Source organism: Micromonospora sp. NPDC002575 (genome assembly GCF_042889525.1).
Lineage (GTDB): Bacteria > Actinomycetota > Actinomycetes > Mycobacteriales > Micromonosporaceae > Micromonospora > Micromonospora carbonacea.
The window spans coordinates 351,752-367,813 of sequence record NZ_JBIARA010000001.1 but is presented as its reverse complement, the minus strand read 5'-3'; the positions used below and the strand labels follow the sequence as shown (position 1 = coordinate 367,813).

The following is a 16,062-nucleotide window of genomic DNA, read 5'->3' as shown; positions in this document are numbered from 1 at the left end:
TTAGGACGGCGCGCGTCGGGCAAAACCTCCGACCATGGGTGGAGCGGTCCTCAACGGCGCGCAGCTGCTCGGCGAGCGCTACCGGCTCGTCGAGCAGCTCGGCGCGGGCGGCATGTCCGTCGTGTGGCGCGGCTACGACGAGGTGCTGGGCCGGCAGGTCGCGGTGAAGGTGCTCGCCTCCCGGCTGGCCAGCGACCGGGCGTTCCGGCACCGGCTCCGCGCCGAGGCCCAGGCCGCCGCCCGGCTCTGCCACCCCAACATCACCAACGTGTACGACTACGGCGAGTCCGAGCAGGCCGGGCTGACCGTCCCGTACGTCGTCATGGAGCTGGTCGACGGCGGGCCGCTCAGCGCCCGGCTCGGCCGCGGCGGGACGCTGCCCTGGCGGGAGGCCGTGACCATCGGCGCGGAGGTCACCTCGGCGCTGGCCACCGCGCACGCCCGGGGCGTGGTGCACCGGGATGTGACCCCGGGCAACGTCATGCTCACCTCCACCGGCGTGAAGGTCGTCGACTTCGGCATCTCGGCGCTGGCCGGGGAGAGCGAGAAGGGCGCGGAGGGCACGCTGCTCGGCACCCCCGCCTACCTGGCCCCGGAGCGGCTGAACAACGGCCAGGTCTCCCCGGCCACCGATGTGTACGCCCTCGGCCTGCTGCTCTACCGGATGCTCACCGGCCGGCTGCCCTGGCAGGCGAGCACCACCACCCAGATGCTGCGCGCCCACATGTACGCCGAGCCGGAGCCGATGCCGGACGTGCCGGGGCTGCCCGCCGAGGTGACCGCCCTGGTGCACCGCTGCCTGGCCAAGCGCCCCGAGGACCGCCCGGCCACCGCCGAGGTGGCCCGCACCCTCGCCGAGGCGGCCGGGATGCACGCCACCGTGCCCGTGCCGTCCGCGCCGGGCGCGGGTGACCCGGCCCGGCTCGACCCGGACGTGCTCGCCAACGCCGGCACCACGATCCTGCCCTGGTCGACGGAGACCGGCGCGCTGCCCTTCCCCGGCCGCACCCGCACCCGGCGGGCGGTGGCGCGGCGGCGTCGGCTCGAGGCGGGGGTGGCGGCGGCCGGCCTGGTGGCGGTGACCGCGACGATGTGGGGCCTGACGTCCCGCAGCCCGGCCAGCGGCGGCATCGACCGGCCCATCGAGGCCCGGATGGGGCTGACCGGGCCGCCGCCCTGCGCCGTCGACTACGCGCTGCGCAAGGACTCCGGGAAGGACTTCACCGCCGAGCTGACCCTCACCAACACCTCGGAGCGGGAGCTGCGCGACTGGACAATGAGCTTCGCGTTCCCCGGCCAGCAGACCGTGACGAAGACCGACCCGGCCGTACGCCAGCAGGGGCGCACGGTCGAGGTGCGCCCCGCCGCGGGCCAGCCCGCGCTGGCGCCCGGCGCGGCCCGGAAGGTGGCCCTGACCGGCCGGTACACCGGCGCGAACCCGCTGCCGCTGGAGTTCCGCCTCGGCGACGCCGAGTGCCGGGTGCGCGTCTCCGGCGTCGCCGGGACGGTGCCGACCGCCAAGCCCACCGCCAAGCCGACGAAGACCCCGGCGAAGCCCACCACGAAGAAGGCCACGGTCGCGAAGGCCGGCTCGGCGGGCGGCAGCGGTTCGGGCGGCGGTGAGAAGGCCCAGCCGGACAAGCCCAGCAAGCCCGACAAGCCTGACAAGCCCGACAAGGGTCCCAAGGGCAAGGGGAAGGGGAAGGGGAAGTAGCTCAGGTCAGCTCGGCGAAGCGCTGCACCTGGGCGATGCTGCCCTCCACGATCAGCACACTGCCCGGGGCGAGGACGGTGCCCGGGTCGGCGTACCGGAACGGCTCGCCGGGCAGCTTCGCCCCGACCACCATCACCCCGTAGCGGTCCGCCGGGACCAGCTCGCGCAGCGGCCGTCCGACCAGCGCGCCCGGCACCCGCACCTTGGCGATCGCGAAGTCGTCGCCGAACTCGATGAAGTCGAGCATCTTGCTGACGATCAGGTGCGCCACCCGCTCCCCGGTCTCCGCCTCCGGGAAGATCACGTGCTGGGCGCCGACCGAGCCGAGGATCTTCGCGTGCTTCTCCGACGTGGCCCGCGCCCAGATCTCTGGCACGCCCAGCTCGGCCAGCCCGAGGACGGTCAGCACGCTCGCCTCGACCGACGCGCCGATCGCCACGACCACGCGCGGGAAGTCCGTCACGCCGAGCTGCCGCAGCGCCCCCTCCTCGGTCGCGTCGGCCTGCACCACCCGGTCCAGGTACGGCGACCAGCGCTGCACCCGCTCGCCGTTGCGGTCGATGGCCAGCACCTCGTGGCCGAGCTGGGTCAGCGAGGCGGCCAGGTGGCAGCCGAACCGCCCCAGCCCGATCACCGCGACGCCACCGTCGTCTGAGTTCCTAGCCGACAATGGGTTGCTCCTCCGGGTAGCGGTACAGCCGTCGTCGGGTGTTCAACGCGATCGCCGACCCGAGGGTGAGCGGCCCGACCCGACCGACGTACATGAGCACGGCCAGCAGGAACTGGCTCGGCTCGGCGGCGGTCGACGCGACGCCCGAGGAGAGCCCGGTGGTGCTGAACGCCGAGGTCACCTCGAACAGCGCCCGGTGGTAGGCCATCCCCTCGGTGAGCAGCAGCAGGACGACCGTGCCGCCGACCACCAGCGCGACGCTGAGCAGGGCGATGGTCAGGGCCTGCCGCAGGCTCGCGGTGGAGACCCGCCGCCGGCCCACGGTGACGTCCGGCTCGCCGCGCAGCTCCGCCCAGATGGCGAAGCCGAGCAGGAAGAACGTGGCGACCTTGATCCCGCCCGCCGTGCTGGCGCTGCCGCCGCCGATGAACATCAGCGCGACCAGCAGCGGGACGCTCTCCTCGTCCAGCCCCGCCGGGTCGAGGATGGCGAACCCGCCGGTGCGGATCACCGCGCTCTGGGTGAAGGTGGCCAGCACCTTGCCGGCGACGTCGTATCCGCCGACGGTGCGCGGGTCGAGCCACTCGGCGGCGAGCAGGCCGACGAAGCCGACGACCAGCAGCACCGCGCTGCCCCACACGGTGAGCTTGGTGGCGATCGCCCAGCGGCCCGGCGTCCGCCACCGGCGGGACGCCTCGAACAGCGCGGGGAAGCCCAGCCCGCCGACGATCGTGCCGAACGCGATCGGCAGGCAGATCCACGGGTCGCGGGCGAACCCGACCAGGCTGTTGGAGAAGAGCGCGAAGCCGCCGTTGTTGAACCCCTGCACGGCGTGGAAGAAGCCGTACCAGAGGGCCCGGCCCGGCGGGTAGTCGTAGCCGAGCCAGAACCGGCCGGAGAGCACGGCGGTCATGGCCACCTCGCAGCCGGCCATGGTCCCCGCGATGCGCAGCAGCAGCCCGCGTACGTCGCCGATGCCGAACTCGGCGGTCTCGGCCTGCACCAGCAGCCGGTTGCGCAGCCCGAGCTGCCGGGCGACCACGAGCACCACCAGGGTCGCGCCGCTGAGGATGCCGAACCCGCCGACCTGGGTCAGCACGGTGATCATCACCAGCCCGAACCCGTTCCAGTACGTCGGGGTGTCGACCACGGACAGGCCGGTGACGGAGACCGCCGAGGTGGCCGTGAAGAACGCCGTGCCGAACGGGGTGAACCGGTGCGTGCTGGTCGCGGCCGGCAGCATCAGCGCGGCGGTGCCGAGCAGGATCGCCGCCAGGAACCCGAACGGCACCAGCCGCACGGGGTGACGGAGAAACCGGCGCACCAGACAATCTTCCGTTCCCCGCCGGCCGCCGGTGCCGAAACGGCCATCTGTCCGTCAACCGACCCCGGTCTGCTGGGCGCGATCCCCTCGACGACAGGAGACGGCGTTGCGACGTACCCTTTCCGCCCTCGGCCTGGCCGGCACGCTGCTCGCGGCGGCCGTGGTGGCGCCCGCCATGAGTGCCTCCGCGAAGCCGGAGGCCGCCTCGGACCGGTCCGCGGCCACCGACCGGCCGCTGGTCGTCGGCCACCGGGGCGCGAGCGGCTACCGGCCCGAGCACACCCTGGAGGCGTACCGGCTGGCGATCCGGATGGGCGCCGACTACATCGAGCCGGACCTGGTCCCGACGAAGGACGGCCAGCTCGTCGCCCGGCACGAGAACGAGATCTCCGGTACGACCGACGTGGCGGACCACCCCGAGTTCGCCGCCCGCAAGACCACGAAGACCATCGACGGGGTGCCGGTGACCGGCTGGTTCACCGAGGACTTCACCCTCGCCGAGCTGAGGACGCTGCGGGCCAAGGAGCGGCTGCCCCAGGTGCGGGTCGCCAACACCGCGTTCGACGGCAGGTTCCCGGTGCCCACCCTCCAGGAGGTCATCGACCTGGCCCGCGCCGAGAGCAGGGCCCGGGGCCGCACGATCGGCGTCTACCCCGAGACCAAGCACCCGAGCTACTTCGCCTCGATCGGGCTGCCCCTGGAGGAGCGCCTCGTCGCCGTGCTCAAGGCGAACAAGCTCACCCACCGCGGCGACCCGGTGATCATCCAGTCGTTCGAGACGGCCAACCTGCGCAAGCTTGCCAAGCTGACCGACGTGAAGCTGGCCCAGCTCCTCGACGCGTCCGGCCGCCCCTACGACTTCACCCTCGCCGGCGACCCCCGCACCTACGCGGACCTGGCCACCGCCGACGGCCTGAAGTGGATCGCCGGGTACGCCGACGGCGTCGGCGCGAACAAGAACCTGATCGTCCCCCGGGACGCCGCCGGCAGGCTGCTCGCCCCCACCGCCCTGGTCCGTGACGCCCACCGGCTCAAGCTGGTGGTGCACGCCTGGACGTTCCGGGCCGAGAACCAGTTCCTGCCGGCCGACTTCCGCATCGGCGCAGACCCGAACGCCCGCGGCGACATCACCGCCGAGTACGAGCTGTTCTACGGCCTCGGCCTGGACGGCGTCTTCGCCGACCAGCCGGACACCGCCGTCGCCGCCCGCGCCGGCCTGCCCCGCCACTGACCGACCTCGCCCGAACGCGGCCCGCCCCCCTCCGCCGGGGGCGGGCCGCGCTGGTCCGGACGGGCCGCGCCTGCCTTGACGCGCCGCCGTGGCAGCTCGGGCACCTGTTGCGCCGGCTCGGGAGCTGATGTCGTGGATGGATCGGTCCCGCACCGCCACGTTCCGAGCGCAGGTTAGTCAGGCAGTGCGCGGTCCGACCCGGGTCGAGCAGCCCTGGCTCGGTGCCGAGTCATCTACGACATCAGCTCCCAAGGCGGCAGAACGGGGCCCAAGCCCAGGCGCAGCCCGTCATGTCGGGCAGGTGGGGGTATCGGCGAGGCAGGACACGCCCATGTCGCCGACATGAAGTCGATCATGGCCGGCAGTCGGCCGCCAGCGGCGGGCAGCTATGGCGGGCGGCGACGGCCGCCGGCAGTGGCGGGCGGCGACACACGGGCGGGGCCGCCGGTGGATACGCGGCCCGGCGCGCGTGCGGGGCGGCCCCACCTCAGCGGGCCCACTGTCCGGGCGGGCCACCCATTCACCGTTACTTGTGTGTTTCCGCCACATGGCTCGTGGGTGACGTCACTTCTAGCGTGGTCCGACACATGACGTTAACTTCCTCCGAGTCCTCACGTGGAGTCGCAATGACGGTCCGGACGACGCGGCGGGTGTTCCTCTCCGCCGCCACGATGATGGCCGCGGCGCTCGCCGCGACGGCCTGTGGCAGCCCGCAGGACACCGCCTCCGGCGGCGGCGACGGCGCCGCCCCGGTGAAGGTCGGCCTGGTCTACTCCCAGTCGGGAGCGCTGGCCAGCTACGGCAAGCAGTACATCGAGGGGTTCCGGGCCGGGCTCGACTTTGCCACCAAGGGCACCGGCAAGGTCGGCGACCGGGCGATCGAGGTCACCGAGGCCGACGACGCGGGCGACCCGGCGAAGGCGGTGTCGGCGGCCAAGGACCTGATCGGCAAGGGCACGAAGATCATCGCCGGCTCGACCTCGTCGGGCGTGGCCCTCCAGGTGGCCCCGATCGCCGCCCAGAACAAGGTCCTGTTCATCTCCGGCCCGGCCGCCACCGACGCCGTGACCGGGGCGAACCGGTACACGTTCCGCTCGGGGCGGCAGTCCTACCAGGACGTGGTGACCGCGAGGTCGTTCATCGGCGACCCGACCGGCAGGAAGGTCGTCGTGTTCGCCCAGGACGGCGCGTTCGGCGACGCCAACGAGGCCGCCGTCAAGGCCGTCATCGGCGGCGCCGGGGCCACCGTCAGCAGCGTCCGCGCGCCGGCCAGCGCCACCGAGTTCACCCCGTTCGCCAGCCAGATCAAGTCCGCCAAGCCCGACCTGCTCTTCGTCGCCTGGGCGGGCACCACCGCCCCCGCCATGTGGCAGACCCTCGACCAGCAGGGCGTGCTCTCCGCCACCACCGTCGTGACCGGGCTGGACATCCGCGCGTCCTGGCCCACGTTCGGCGCGGCCGGTGCCAAGATCTCCTTCCTGTCGCACTGGTTCGACGGGGCCGCCGACACCGAGGCCGCGAAGGCCGCCAAGGCGAACGTCCCCGGCGGCACCCTCGACCTGTTCCACCCCGACGGCTTCGCCGCCGCGCAGATGGTCGTACGCGCGGTCGAGCAGGGCGGCGACGACGTGGACAAGATGATCGCCGGCCTGGAGGGCTGGAGCTTCGAGGGCGTCAAGGGTCCGATGACGATCCGCGCCGAGGACCACGCCCTGCTCCAGCCCATGTTCCAGGCGAAGCTGGCCGGCAGCGGCAGCGCGTACACGGCGACCGCGCAGAAGAGCCTGACCGGCGACGAGACCGCGCCGCCGGTCGGCCAGATGAAGGGCTGACCCGTGCTCGCCACCCGCGCTCTGACCTGGCGGATCGGTGAGGTCGCCATCGTCGACGGCGTGCACCTCGACCTGGCGCCCGGCGAGTTCCTCGGCGTGATCGGGCCGAACGGCGCCGGCAAGACCTCCCTGTTCAACCTGATCACCGGCCTGCGCCCGCCGACCGGCGGCCAGGTGCTGCTCGACGGCGAGGACGTCACCGCCCTCCCGCCGCACCGGCGGGCCCGGCTCGGGCTGGGGCGTACCTTCCAGTCGTCGTCGGTGTTCGGCTCGCTCACCGTGCGGGAGAACGTGCGGCTCGCCGTACAGGCGCACCGGGGTGGCTCGATGAAGCTGTGGCGGCGGGCGGCGGCCGACCGGGGGGTAACCGCCGCCGCCGACGCGGCGCTCGACCGCGTCGGCCTGCGCCACCGGGGCACGGCGCTCGCCGGCACCCTCGCCCACGGCGAGAAGCGCAAGCTGGAGATCGCCCTGCTGCTCGCCGGGGAGCCCCGGGTGATGCTGCTCGACGAGCCGATGGCCGGCGTCAGCGCCGAGGACGTGCCCGAGCTGGTCGCGGTGATCCGGTCGCTGACCGGCGACAGCGGCCGGTCCGTGCTCATGGTGGAACACCACATGGACGTGATCCTCGAACTGGCCGACCGGATCGCCGTGATGCACCACGGCGCGCTGCTGGCCTGCGACACCCCGCAGACCGTGATGGCCGACGCCACCGTCCAGGAGGCGTACCTGGGGGAGGCGCTGTGACGGGCGAACCGGTGCTGACCGTCGCGGACCTGTCGGTGCGCATCGCCGGGCTGCACATCCTCCAGGGGGTGTCGTTCACCGTCGCGCCGACCGGCGTGACCGTGCTGCTCGGGCGCAACGGCGTCGGCAAGACCACCACCCTGCGCGCCGTCCTGGGCCTCACGCCCCGGGGCGGCGAGGCGCGCGGCACCGTGCGGATGGGCGGGCGGGACCTGCTCGGCCGCCCCACCCACCTGCTCGTCCGCGCCGGGCTCGGCTACGTGCCGGAGGACCGCGACGTGTTCGCCGGGCTCACCGTCGCCGAGAACCTGCGGCTCGCCGAGCGGCGGGGCGCCACCCCGGCGTACGACCGGGTCTTCGCGCTCTTTCCCGAGCTGGACCGGCGCGGACGGCAACGGGCCGGCTCGCTCTCCGGCGGGCAGCAGCAGATGCTCGCGATCGGCCGGGTGCTGCTCAACGACAACCGGCTGCTGCTGGTCGACGAGCCGACCAAGGGGTTGGCGCCGAAGGTGGTGACCGAGGTGGCCGAGGTGCTGGAACGGGTCGCGGAGACGGTGCCGGTGCTGCTGGTCGAGCAGAACCTCGCCGTGGTGCGCCGGCTCGCCACCGACGCGGTGGTGCTCTCCGCCGGGCGGGTCGCCTGGGCCGGCGGCGCGGGCGAGCTGCTGGGCTCGGCGGAGCTGACCCGCTCGCTGCTGGGCGTGGGCTCGGGCGAGGTACGCGCGTGAACACGATCGTGCTGCTGACGCTGACCGGGCTCGGCCTGGCGGCGCTGTACTTCCTCGTCGCGTCCGGGTTGTCGCTGGTCTTCGGCCTCGCCGACGTGCTCAACTTCGCCCACGGGCTGTTCCTCGGCGTCGGCGCGTACGGGACGTGGTGGGCGGCCGGCAACCTGCCCGGCGCCGGCGGCGAAGGGCTCGGCTTCGTACTCGCCGTCGCCTTCGGGGTGGCCGCCGGCACCCTCGTCGCGGTGCTCGTCGAGCTGGTGCTGATCCGGCCGCTGTACTCGCGCACCATCGAGCAGGTGCTCGTCACCGTCGGCCTGTCGCTGGCCGGGGTGGCGCTGCTCCAGGCCACCTGGGGCGCGGACGCCCGGCCGTTCCCCCGCCCGCAGTGGACCCGGCAGGTCACGCAGCTCCTCGGCGCGCAGGTGCCCAACGGCGGGCTGCTGCTGATCGTCGCCGCCGCGGCGGTGCTGGGCGCGCTGCTGGCGTTCCTGCGCTGGACCCGGTACGGGCTGATCATCCGGGCCGGCGTGGAGAACCGGGAGATGGTCACCGCGCTGGGCATCGACGTGCGCAAGGCGTTCACCCTGGTCTTCGCCATCGGCGGGGCCGCCGCCGCGCTGGCCGGCGCGCTGGGCGGCGTCTACTTCGGCACCGTCTCGCCCGGCCAGGGCGGCTCCCTGCTGATCTTCGCGTTCATCGTGGTGGTGATCGGCGGCATGGGCTCCGTCGTCGGCTCCGCGTACGCGGCCGTCGCCGTCGGCCTGCTGCAACAGTTCGTCAACTACTACGGCGCGTCCGGCGTCGGCGACCTGTGCGTCGTCGCGCTGCTGGCCGTGGTGCTGCTGCTGCGCCCGCAGGGCATCGCCGGAAAGGTGGCTCACGCATGACCGACTCGGTGGTCGAGGCGCCCCCGGCGCGGGTGCCGGACGAGCTGACCCCGCGCCGGCGGGGCTGGCACGGGCTGCGGCCGTACCTGCCGCTGGTGGCGCTGGCCGTGGCGGCGGTCCTGCCGTACTCGACGCTGGAGCTGCCCGGGATCTTCGAGGGGCCGCTGAACTCGCCCGGCACCCTGCAACTGCTCGCCGTCTGCCTCGTCTTCGGCGGCCTCGCCGCCGGCTACGACCTGCTGTTCGGCCGCACCGGGATGCTCTCCTTCGGGCACGCCCTCTACTTCGCCGCCGGCGTGTACGGCACCGACATCCTCGTCACCCGGGCCGGGCTGCCGCTGTGGCAGGCCGCGTTGCTCACCATCACCGGCGGTACGGTGCTGGCCGGGCTGCTCGGCGCGGTGGCGCTGCGGACGGCCGGGATCGCGTTCGCCATGGTCACCCTCGCCTTCGCGCAGGTCGGGGCGATCCTGGTGGCCCGGGACTTCGGCGGGCTGACCGGCGGCGAGGAGGGGCTGCCGCTGGACGTCTCCGGGCTGCCCGCCGGGCTGGTCGGGGTGGCCAACACCGTCAACCTGTACTGGCTGGCGCTGGCGTACCTCGCGATCGTGGTCCTCGTCGTGCACCGGGTCTCCGGCTCGCCGACCGGGCGGGTGCTCGCCGGCCTGCGTGACGACGAGCGGCGGATCGGGGTGCTCGGGCTCGACCCGTACCGGTTCAAGCTGGTCGCGTTCACCCTGGCCGGCGGGCTCGCGGCGGGCGGGGGAGTCGTCTACTGCCTGATCGTCGGCGGCGCGTCGCCGCACGTCACCTCCAGCGAGCTGACCCTGTCGCTGCTGGTGATGGTGGTGCTCGGCGGCCCCGGCACCCGCTGGGGTCCGGTGCTCGGCGGCGTCGGCTACATGTACCTGGACCACCGGCTCACCGCGTTCGGCAGCAGCGACGCGGTGGAGTCGCTGCCGGCGTTCCTGAGCCGCCCCCTGAGCCAGCCGCTGTTCGTCCTGGGCACGGTGTTCATCCTGGCCGTCTACTTCTTCCCCGGCGGCCTGGCCAGCCTCCGCTCCCGCCTCGCCCCGCTGACCCGCCACCTTCCCGCCCGCCGCACCCCTTGATCGACAGGGTGGGGGTCCGGGGCTGGTAGGAATGGGGGGTGGATCAGCAGGGACGGGTGCGGGAGCGGGCCGAGGCGGTGCTGCGTCGGCTGGCCGGCGACCACGCCCGGCTGCGGGAGGACCAGTGGCGGGCCATCGAGGCGCTGGTGGTCGACCGGCGTCGGGTGCTCTGCGTGCAGCGCACCGGGTGGGGCAAGTCGGCCGTCTACTTCGTGGCCACCGCCCTGCTGCGCGACCGCGACGGGCAGCCGTCGCCCGCCGGCGCGGGAGCCACCGCCGCCGGGCCGACGGTGATCGTGTCGCCGCTGCTGGCGCTGATGCGCAACCAGGTCGAGGCCGCCGCCCGCGCCGGCATCCGCGCCCGCACCATCAACTCGGCCAACCTCGACGAGTGGGACGCGATCACCGCCGAGATCCGCGACGGCGCGGTGGACGTGCTGCTGATCAGCCCCGAGCGGCTCAACAACCCCGACTTCCGGGACGCGGTGCTGCCTCAGCTGGCCGCGACCACCGGGCTGCTTGTCGTCGACGAGGCGCACTGCGTCTCCGACTGGGGGCACGACTTCCGCCCCGACTACCGCCGGCTGCGCACGTTCCTGGCCAACCTGCCGGAGCGTACGCCCGTGCTCGCGACCACGGCCACCGCGAACGCCCGCGTCACCGCCGACGTCGCCGAGCAGCTGGGCGACGCGCTGGTGCTGCGCGGCACCCTGGACCGGGAGTCCCTGCGCCTGGGTGTGCTCGACCTGCCCAGCCCCGCGCACCGGCTCGGCTGGCTCGCCGACCACCTGGACCGGCTGCCCGGCTCCGGGATCGTCTACACGCTGACCGTGGCGGCGGCCGGGGAGACCGCCGAGTTCCTGCGCTCCCGGGGCTACCCGGTCGCCTCCTACACGGGGCAGGCCGAGGACGCCGACCGGCGGGCCGCCGAGCAGGACCTGCTCGACAACAAGATCAAGGCGCTGGTGGCGACGAGCGCGCTGGGCATGGGCTTCGACAAGCCCGACCTCGGCTTCGTGGTGCACCTCGGCGCGCCACCGTCGCCGATCGCCTACTACCAGCAGGTCGGCCGCGCCGGCCGCGCCGTCGAGCACGCCGAGGTGCTGCTGCTGCCCGGCGCGGAGGACGCGGCCATCTGGCGCTACTTCGCCTCGCTGGCGTTCCCGCCCGAGGAGCAGGTGCGCGCCGTGCTGGCCGCCCTGCACACCGACCGGCCGCTGTCCACCCAGGCCCTCGAACCGATCGTCGACCTGCGCCGGGCCCGCCTCGAACTGATGCTCAAGGTGCTCGACGTCGACGGCGCGGTCCGCCGGGTGCGCGGCGGCTGGCTCGCCACGGGCGAGCCCTGGGTCTACGACGAGGCCCGGTTGCGCCGCGTCGCCCAGGCGCGCACCGCCGAGCAGCGGGCCATGCGCGAGTACGCGACGACGCCCGGCTGCCGGCTGCGCTACCTGCGGGAGTGCCTCGACGACGCCGGGGCCGGCGACTGCGGCCGGTGCGACCGGTGCGCGGGCCCGCTGTTCACCGCCGACGTGTCGCCGCCGGCGCTGGGCGCGGCCCAGGGGTTCCTCGGCCGCCCCGGCGTCGACATCGCGCCGAAGAAGCTGTGGCCGACGGGGCTGGACGCGGTGGGCGTACCCCTGAAGGGCCGGATCCCACCGGCGGAGCAGGCGCTCCCGGGGCGGGCCGTGGGGCGGCTGTCGGACCTGGGCTGGGGCGGCCGGCTGCGGGAGCTGGTCGGCCCCGGCGCGGCGGACCGGCCTGTCCCCGACGACGTGGCCGGCGCGGTCGTCGAGGTGCTCAAGGCGTGGGCGCACGGCGACGACCCGTGGCCGCGCCGCCCCGTCGGCGTGGTCGTGGTCGGTTCCCGGCGGCGGCCGGAGCTGGTCGGCTCGCTCGCGGAGCGGATCGCCGCGGTGGGCCGGCTGCCGCTGCTCGGCCGGGTGACGCCCGCCGGGCCCGCCGGCCCGGACGGCCCGCGCGGCAACAGCGCCCAGCGGGTACGCGCGCTGCACGACGCCTTCGCCCTGCCGGACGGGCTGGCGGACACGCTCGCCGGGCTGGACGGGCCGGTGCTGCTCGTTGACGACCTGGTCGACACGGGCTGGACGCTGACGATGGCAGCCCGGCTGCTGCGCCGCTCCGGCGCACCCGACGTGCTCCCCCTGGCGCTGGCCGTCGCCGGCTGACGGGTGCAAGGGTGCAAGGAGGGGTCCCCTGTTAACGCATTCTGTTGTACAGGGGGCCCCTGCAAACAAAAGTTCCCCGGCATTGCGGATTGCGACCAGTGCCACGCCGCGCGGTCGCTGACCAGGTCGGGCGGGGCCCGGCGGTACGGTGGCCCCATGACCGAGCAGCTTCCCGACGGCGGGGAGCCGCAGCAGCCCGGGGTGCTGGTCGACCGGGGCACGCTGCGGCTCGCGCTGGTCGTCGGCGGGCTGGTGCTCGCGGTCCTGCTCGGGTTCGGCCTCGGTCGGCTCAACCCGTCCCCGGCGGCCGGCAGCTACGCGCCGACCCCGGCCGGCGCGGACCACACGCACGCGCCGGGCACCGGTGCGCACGACCACGGCGGCACCGCCGACGGGGGCGACCCGACGGGCGTCGGCGGCCTCACGGTCAGCTCCGGCGGCTGGACGCTGACCCCGCTGGGCGCCGACCTTGCCGCCGGGCGGGCCGGCGAGTTCCGGTTCCGGATCCGGGACGCCCAGGGGCGGCCGGTGACCCGGTTCGCGGTCGTGCACGACAAGCCGATGCACCTGATCGTGGTGCGCCGCGACCTCACCGGCTACCAGCACCTGCACCCGACGATGGCCACGGACGGCACCTGGTCGGTCCCGCTGACCCTGCCCGAGGCGGGCGTCTGGCGGGCGTACGCGGACTTCACGCTGGTCACCGACGACGGCGGGCAGAGCGCCCGGACGTTGGGCGTCGACCTGGCCGTCCCGGGGGAGTACGCGCCCCGGCCGCTGCCGGCGGCGTCCCGCACCGCCACCGTGGACGGCTTCGCGGTGAGCTGGTCCGGCGAGCCCACGATCGGCGTCACCCGGCCGCTGCGGTTCGAGGTGCGCGCCGCCGACGGCGGCGTGCCCACGCTGGAGCGCTACCTGGGGGCGTACGGGCATCTGGTGGCGTTGCGCGAGGGCGACCTGGGCTACCTGCACGTGCACCCGGAGGCGGGGCCGCCGACGGCGGGGGTGAGCTTCCAGGTGACCGTGCCGGGCCCGGGCCGCTACCGGCTCTACCTCGACTTCCAGGTCGCCGGCGTGGTGCGGACGGCCGAGTTCACCCTGACGGTGCCCTGACCCGCCCGCCATGCCGCCGTTGGTGCGGCAGAGCGATCCGGTGGCGCGGGCGGCGGGGCGGCTCGCCATGCCGGCGGGGCGGCTCAGCCGGCGTGGCGGACCGGGCGGCGGGCCAGGTAGCGGAGCAGGTCGCGGATGTGGTGCTTCTCCTCGGCCGGCACGGCCGGGTCGGCCAGCCGTTGGAGGATGACCCGCACGTCGGCCTCGACCGGCCCCTCGTCGCCGCGTCGACGGGGGACGGGCCCGGAGTCGGGCAGCCCGAGGGCCCGGAAGGCCGCCGTCACGGGCAGGTCGAGCGCGGCGCAGAAGCCACGCACCTTCGCCAGCTCCGGGTAGTCCTGCCAGTCGCCGGCGAGCCAGCGGAAGACGGTGGACCGGCCGACCCCGGTGTGCGAGGCCAGGTCGCTGACGGTCCAGCCCCGTTCCTCGCGGGCGTCGTCGATGGCGCGTCGCACGAAACGCGCGAACGCCATCTGCGGCGAAACCTCTGGCGAAGCCATTCCTGCGCGGTCTTCCTTCGGGCCGGAGCACCGGGCGGTGCCCCCTGAGGGTAGTACCACCGGTGGCGGAAGCAAGCGTTTGCTCGCCCCCTTCGTCCCGATCGGTGCCGTACCGGGGTGGCTACCTGCGAATACCTCTCATGTTCCTTCCCGCCGAGTGGGAACGTTCCCACGGGAAGCGTATCGGTCGCTGCGGGTGATTGCCGTACGTCAACTAAGCTCGATGCTCGTCCGCCCGCCGTTCGTGACCGCCGCGACCGCCATGAGGAGCAGCATGACCGAACCGAGCCGTCCGGTGCCGCATCGTCCGGGTGCGGTGAGTCTCTTCTTCGTCGCCAAGGCCGGCGTCTTCGCCGCCGGCTTCTGGGGCTGGCTCCTCGTCCTGGTGTTCCACGCCGACCGGGTGACCGGGGCGCACGTCCTGGCCGCCACGGGGGCGGTCACCACGACGCTGGCCGGCGTGGTGCTCGGCGTACGCCTGGCCCTGCAACACAACGCGGCGGTGCGACACGCCGAGCTCAAGCGGCTGCTGGTCGACATCTCCTGGAACGCCTTCGCCGCCGCGGGCAACGCGGAGACCCCGGCCAAGGTGGTGCCGTTCCCGACGGTGGCCCCGGACGAGCGGCGCGGCGGCCGGGGGCGCGGCGACCGGTTCTCGGCCTTCGACCGCAGCGCCGGCAACGAGCGGGCCCCGGGGCGGGACCGGGGCGGCAGCGGCGACCGCCGCCGCTGAGCGGACCGGCACGAGAACGGGACCCGGTGCCGGACCGGCGCGGGCCGGGGCCGCAGCAAGGGCGGGCCGGACCGGGTCAACCGGCCGGCGGCGTGGCGAGCAGCGTCTCCAGGCGCGGCGTCACCTGCCACTGGTCGACCAGCGCCCGGTAGTCCGCCCGCTGCTCGGCCGCCGGTGGCCCGCCCGCCCGGCGCGCCCGGATCAGCAGGTTCCGCGGGGTGTGCCGGGAGTCGACGAACTCGACCACCTCGGTCCGGTACCCGTGCAGCCGCAGCAGCGCGGCCCGCAGCGAGTCGGTCAGCACGTCCGCGAAGCGCTCGCGCAGGATGCCCTGCCGGGTCAGCAGGTCGTACGGGGCCGGCGCCGGCCGGGCCCGCAGCTGGGCGGCGAGGTCGTGGTGGCAGCACGGCGCGGCGAGCACCCAGCGGGCGTCCCAGCGCACCGCCCGGGCCAGCGCCTCGTCGGTGGCGGTGTCGCAGGCGTGCAGGGCCAGCACCAGGTCGGGCGCGGGGTCGACCACCGCGTCGGCGATCGTGCCGGCCACGAAGGTCACCCGGTCCGCCCAGCCGAGCCGCCCGGCCAGCTCGGTGTTGCGGCGTCGCTGGTCCTCCCGCACGTCGACGCCGACCAGCCACACGTCCAGCCCCCGCTGGGCGAGGTACCGGTACGCGGCGAAGGTCAGGTACGCGTTGCCGCAGCCCAGGTCGACCACCCGCAGCGGACCGGTGAGGTCGTCCGGCAGGGTCGCGGCCAGCGCCCGCAGGAACGCGTCCACCTGCCGGCGCTTCGCCGCCGAACCGCCGATCTCGGCGAAGATCGCGTCGCCCGGGTCGAGCAGCCACTCCTTGGCCCGGTCGTGCCCGCCCGCTTCGGCGGCGGGCCGGGCAGCGGCGGCGCGGTGCACCTGCGCCTCGCCGGACTTGGTCACCCGGAGCTGGAGCGTCACGTCGGTGGTCTCCACGTGCCAGTTGCCGAACGGCTCGGCCAGCAGGGCGTCCACGGCCGCGCCGGCCTCCGCGCCGGGCGCGAGGTTGCGGGTGTACGGGCGGGCCCCGTCGGAGGTGGCGATCTGCAACCTCGGGCCCGCCTTGAGGGCCACGGGGCGCAGCTCGGCGCGGACCACCGAGGGCCGGTGCCCCTTGCGGCGGCCGGCGGCGACGGCCCGGGTCAGCGCGGGGTCGAGCAGCAGGGCCCGGACCTCGGTCAGGGCGGCGTCCAGGGGTTCGGGCATCTCTCCATCTTCCTCGCCGGGAATCTCCCCGGCGCGGCGGGCGGCGGGCGG

The 16,062-nt window shown here is 74.6% G+C and carries 14 protein-coding genes; 10 read left to right on the top strand and 4 right to left on the bottom strand.

Going from position 1 to position 16,062, the window contains the following annotated elements; all coding sequences use genetic code 11:
- The first annotated feature begins 34 nt into the window (after nucleotides 1–34).
- A complete protein-coding gene (locus tag ACFYWL_RS01705; RefSeq protein ID WP_386965875.1) occupies nucleotides 35–1,714 on the top strand; it encodes a protein kinase in 1,680 nt (559 codons plus the stop codon).
- Between the two features lies 1 nt (nucleotide 1,715).
- Here ACFYWL_RS01705 and ACFYWL_RS01700 read toward each other — a convergent pair whose 3' ends face one another.
- Nucleotides 1,716–2,384, bottom strand: coding sequence for a potassium channel family protein (locus ACFYWL_RS01700; RefSeq protein ID WP_386965873.1), 669 nt, complete (start codon nucleotides 2,382–2,384; stop codon nucleotides 1,716–1,718).
- Nucleotides 2,374–3,708: a TrkH family potassium uptake protein gene (locus ACFYWL_RS01695; protein WP_386965870.1), complete on the bottom strand. Its 1,335-nt coding sequence runs from the start codon at nucleotides 3,706–3,708 to the stop codon at nucleotides 2,374–2,376. Before ACFYWL_RS01695 ends, ACFYWL_RS01700 begins: the two co-directional genes overlap by 11 nt.
- A 106-nt stretch (nucleotides 3,709–3,814) precedes the next feature.
- Here ACFYWL_RS01695 and ACFYWL_RS01690 point away from each other — a divergent pair, with 106 nt between their 5' ends.
- The 8 genes from ACFYWL_RS01690 to ACFYWL_RS01655 all read left to right on the top strand — a co-directional run bounded on the left by ACFYWL_RS01690 (nucleotide 3,815) and on the right by ACFYWL_RS01655 (nucleotide 13,547).
- Nucleotides 3,815–4,939: a glycerophosphodiester phosphodiesterase gene (locus tag ACFYWL_RS01690; protein WP_386965867.1), complete on the top strand. Its 1,125-nt coding sequence runs from the start codon at nucleotides 3,815–3,817 to the stop codon at nucleotides 4,937–4,939.
- A gap of 626 nt (nucleotides 4,940–5,565) precedes the next feature.
- Nucleotides 5,566–6,771 carry a substrate-binding domain-containing protein gene (locus ACFYWL_RS01685; RefSeq protein ID WP_386965864.1) on the top strand — a complete coding sequence of 402 codons (1,206 nt, stop codon included), beginning with the start codon at nucleotides 5,566–5,568 and terminating at the stop codon, nucleotides 6,769–6,771.
- Between the two features lie 3 nt (nucleotides 6,772–6,774).
- Nucleotides 6,775–7,518: an ABC transporter ATP-binding protein gene (locus tag ACFYWL_RS01680; protein WP_386965861.1), complete on the top strand. Its 744-nt coding sequence runs from the start codon at nucleotides 6,775–6,777 to the stop codon at nucleotides 7,516–7,518.
- A complete protein-coding gene (locus ACFYWL_RS01675) occupies nucleotides 7,515–8,246 on the top strand; it encodes an ABC transporter ATP-binding protein (protein WP_386965859.1) in 732 nt (243 codons plus the stop codon). Before ACFYWL_RS01680 ends, ACFYWL_RS01675 begins: the two co-directional genes overlap by 4 nt.
- A complete protein-coding gene (locus ACFYWL_RS01670; RefSeq protein ID WP_386965857.1) occupies nucleotides 8,243–9,133 on the top strand; it encodes a branched-chain amino acid ABC transporter permease in 891 nt (296 codons plus the stop codon). Before ACFYWL_RS01675 ends, ACFYWL_RS01670 begins: the two co-directional genes overlap by 4 nt.
- On the top strand, nucleotides 9,130–10,245 hold the full coding sequence (locus ACFYWL_RS01665) for a branched-chain amino acid ABC transporter permease (protein ID WP_386965854.1): 1,116 nt from the start codon (nucleotides 9,130–9,132) through the stop codon (nucleotides 10,243–10,245). The genes ACFYWL_RS01670 and ACFYWL_RS01665 overlap by 4 nt, the downstream gene beginning before the upstream one ends.
- Nucleotides 10,246–10,283: 38 nt before the next feature.
- On the top strand, nucleotides 10,284–12,434 hold the full coding sequence (locus ACFYWL_RS01660) for a DEAD/DEAH box helicase (RefSeq protein ID WP_386965852.1): 2,151 nt from the start codon (nucleotides 10,284–10,286) through the stop codon (nucleotides 12,432–12,434).
- Between the two features lie 156 nt (nucleotides 12,435–12,590).
- Nucleotides 12,591–13,547, top strand: a complete 957-nt coding sequence (locus tag ACFYWL_RS01655) for a hypothetical protein (RefSeq protein ID WP_386965850.1) — start codon at nucleotides 12,591–12,593, stop codon at nucleotides 13,545–13,547.
- An 83-nt stretch (nucleotides 13,548–13,630) separates the two neighbouring features.
- Here ACFYWL_RS01655 and ACFYWL_RS01650 read toward each other — a convergent pair whose 3' ends face one another.
- On the bottom strand, nucleotides 13,631–14,047 hold the full coding sequence (locus ACFYWL_RS01650) for a helix-turn-helix transcriptional regulator (protein ID WP_386965847.1): 417 nt from the start codon (nucleotides 14,045–14,047) through the stop codon (nucleotides 13,631–13,633).
- A 274-nt stretch (nucleotides 14,048–14,321) separates the two neighbouring features.
- Between ACFYWL_RS01650 and ACFYWL_RS01645 the strand changes: the two genes are divergently transcribed.
- On the top strand, nucleotides 14,322–14,780 hold the full coding sequence (locus ACFYWL_RS01645; protein ID WP_386965845.1) for a hypothetical protein: 459 nt from the start codon (nucleotides 14,322–14,324) through the stop codon (nucleotides 14,778–14,780).
- A 76-nt stretch (nucleotides 14,781–14,856) separates the two neighbouring features.
- Here ACFYWL_RS01645 and ACFYWL_RS01640 read toward each other — a convergent pair whose 3' ends face one another.
- Nucleotides 14,857–16,011: a class I SAM-dependent methyltransferase gene (locus ACFYWL_RS01640; protein WP_386965843.1), complete on the bottom strand. Its 1,155-nt coding sequence runs from the start codon at nucleotides 16,009–16,011 to the stop codon at nucleotides 14,857–14,859.
- Between the last annotated feature and the right edge of the window lie 51 nt (nucleotides 16,012–16,062).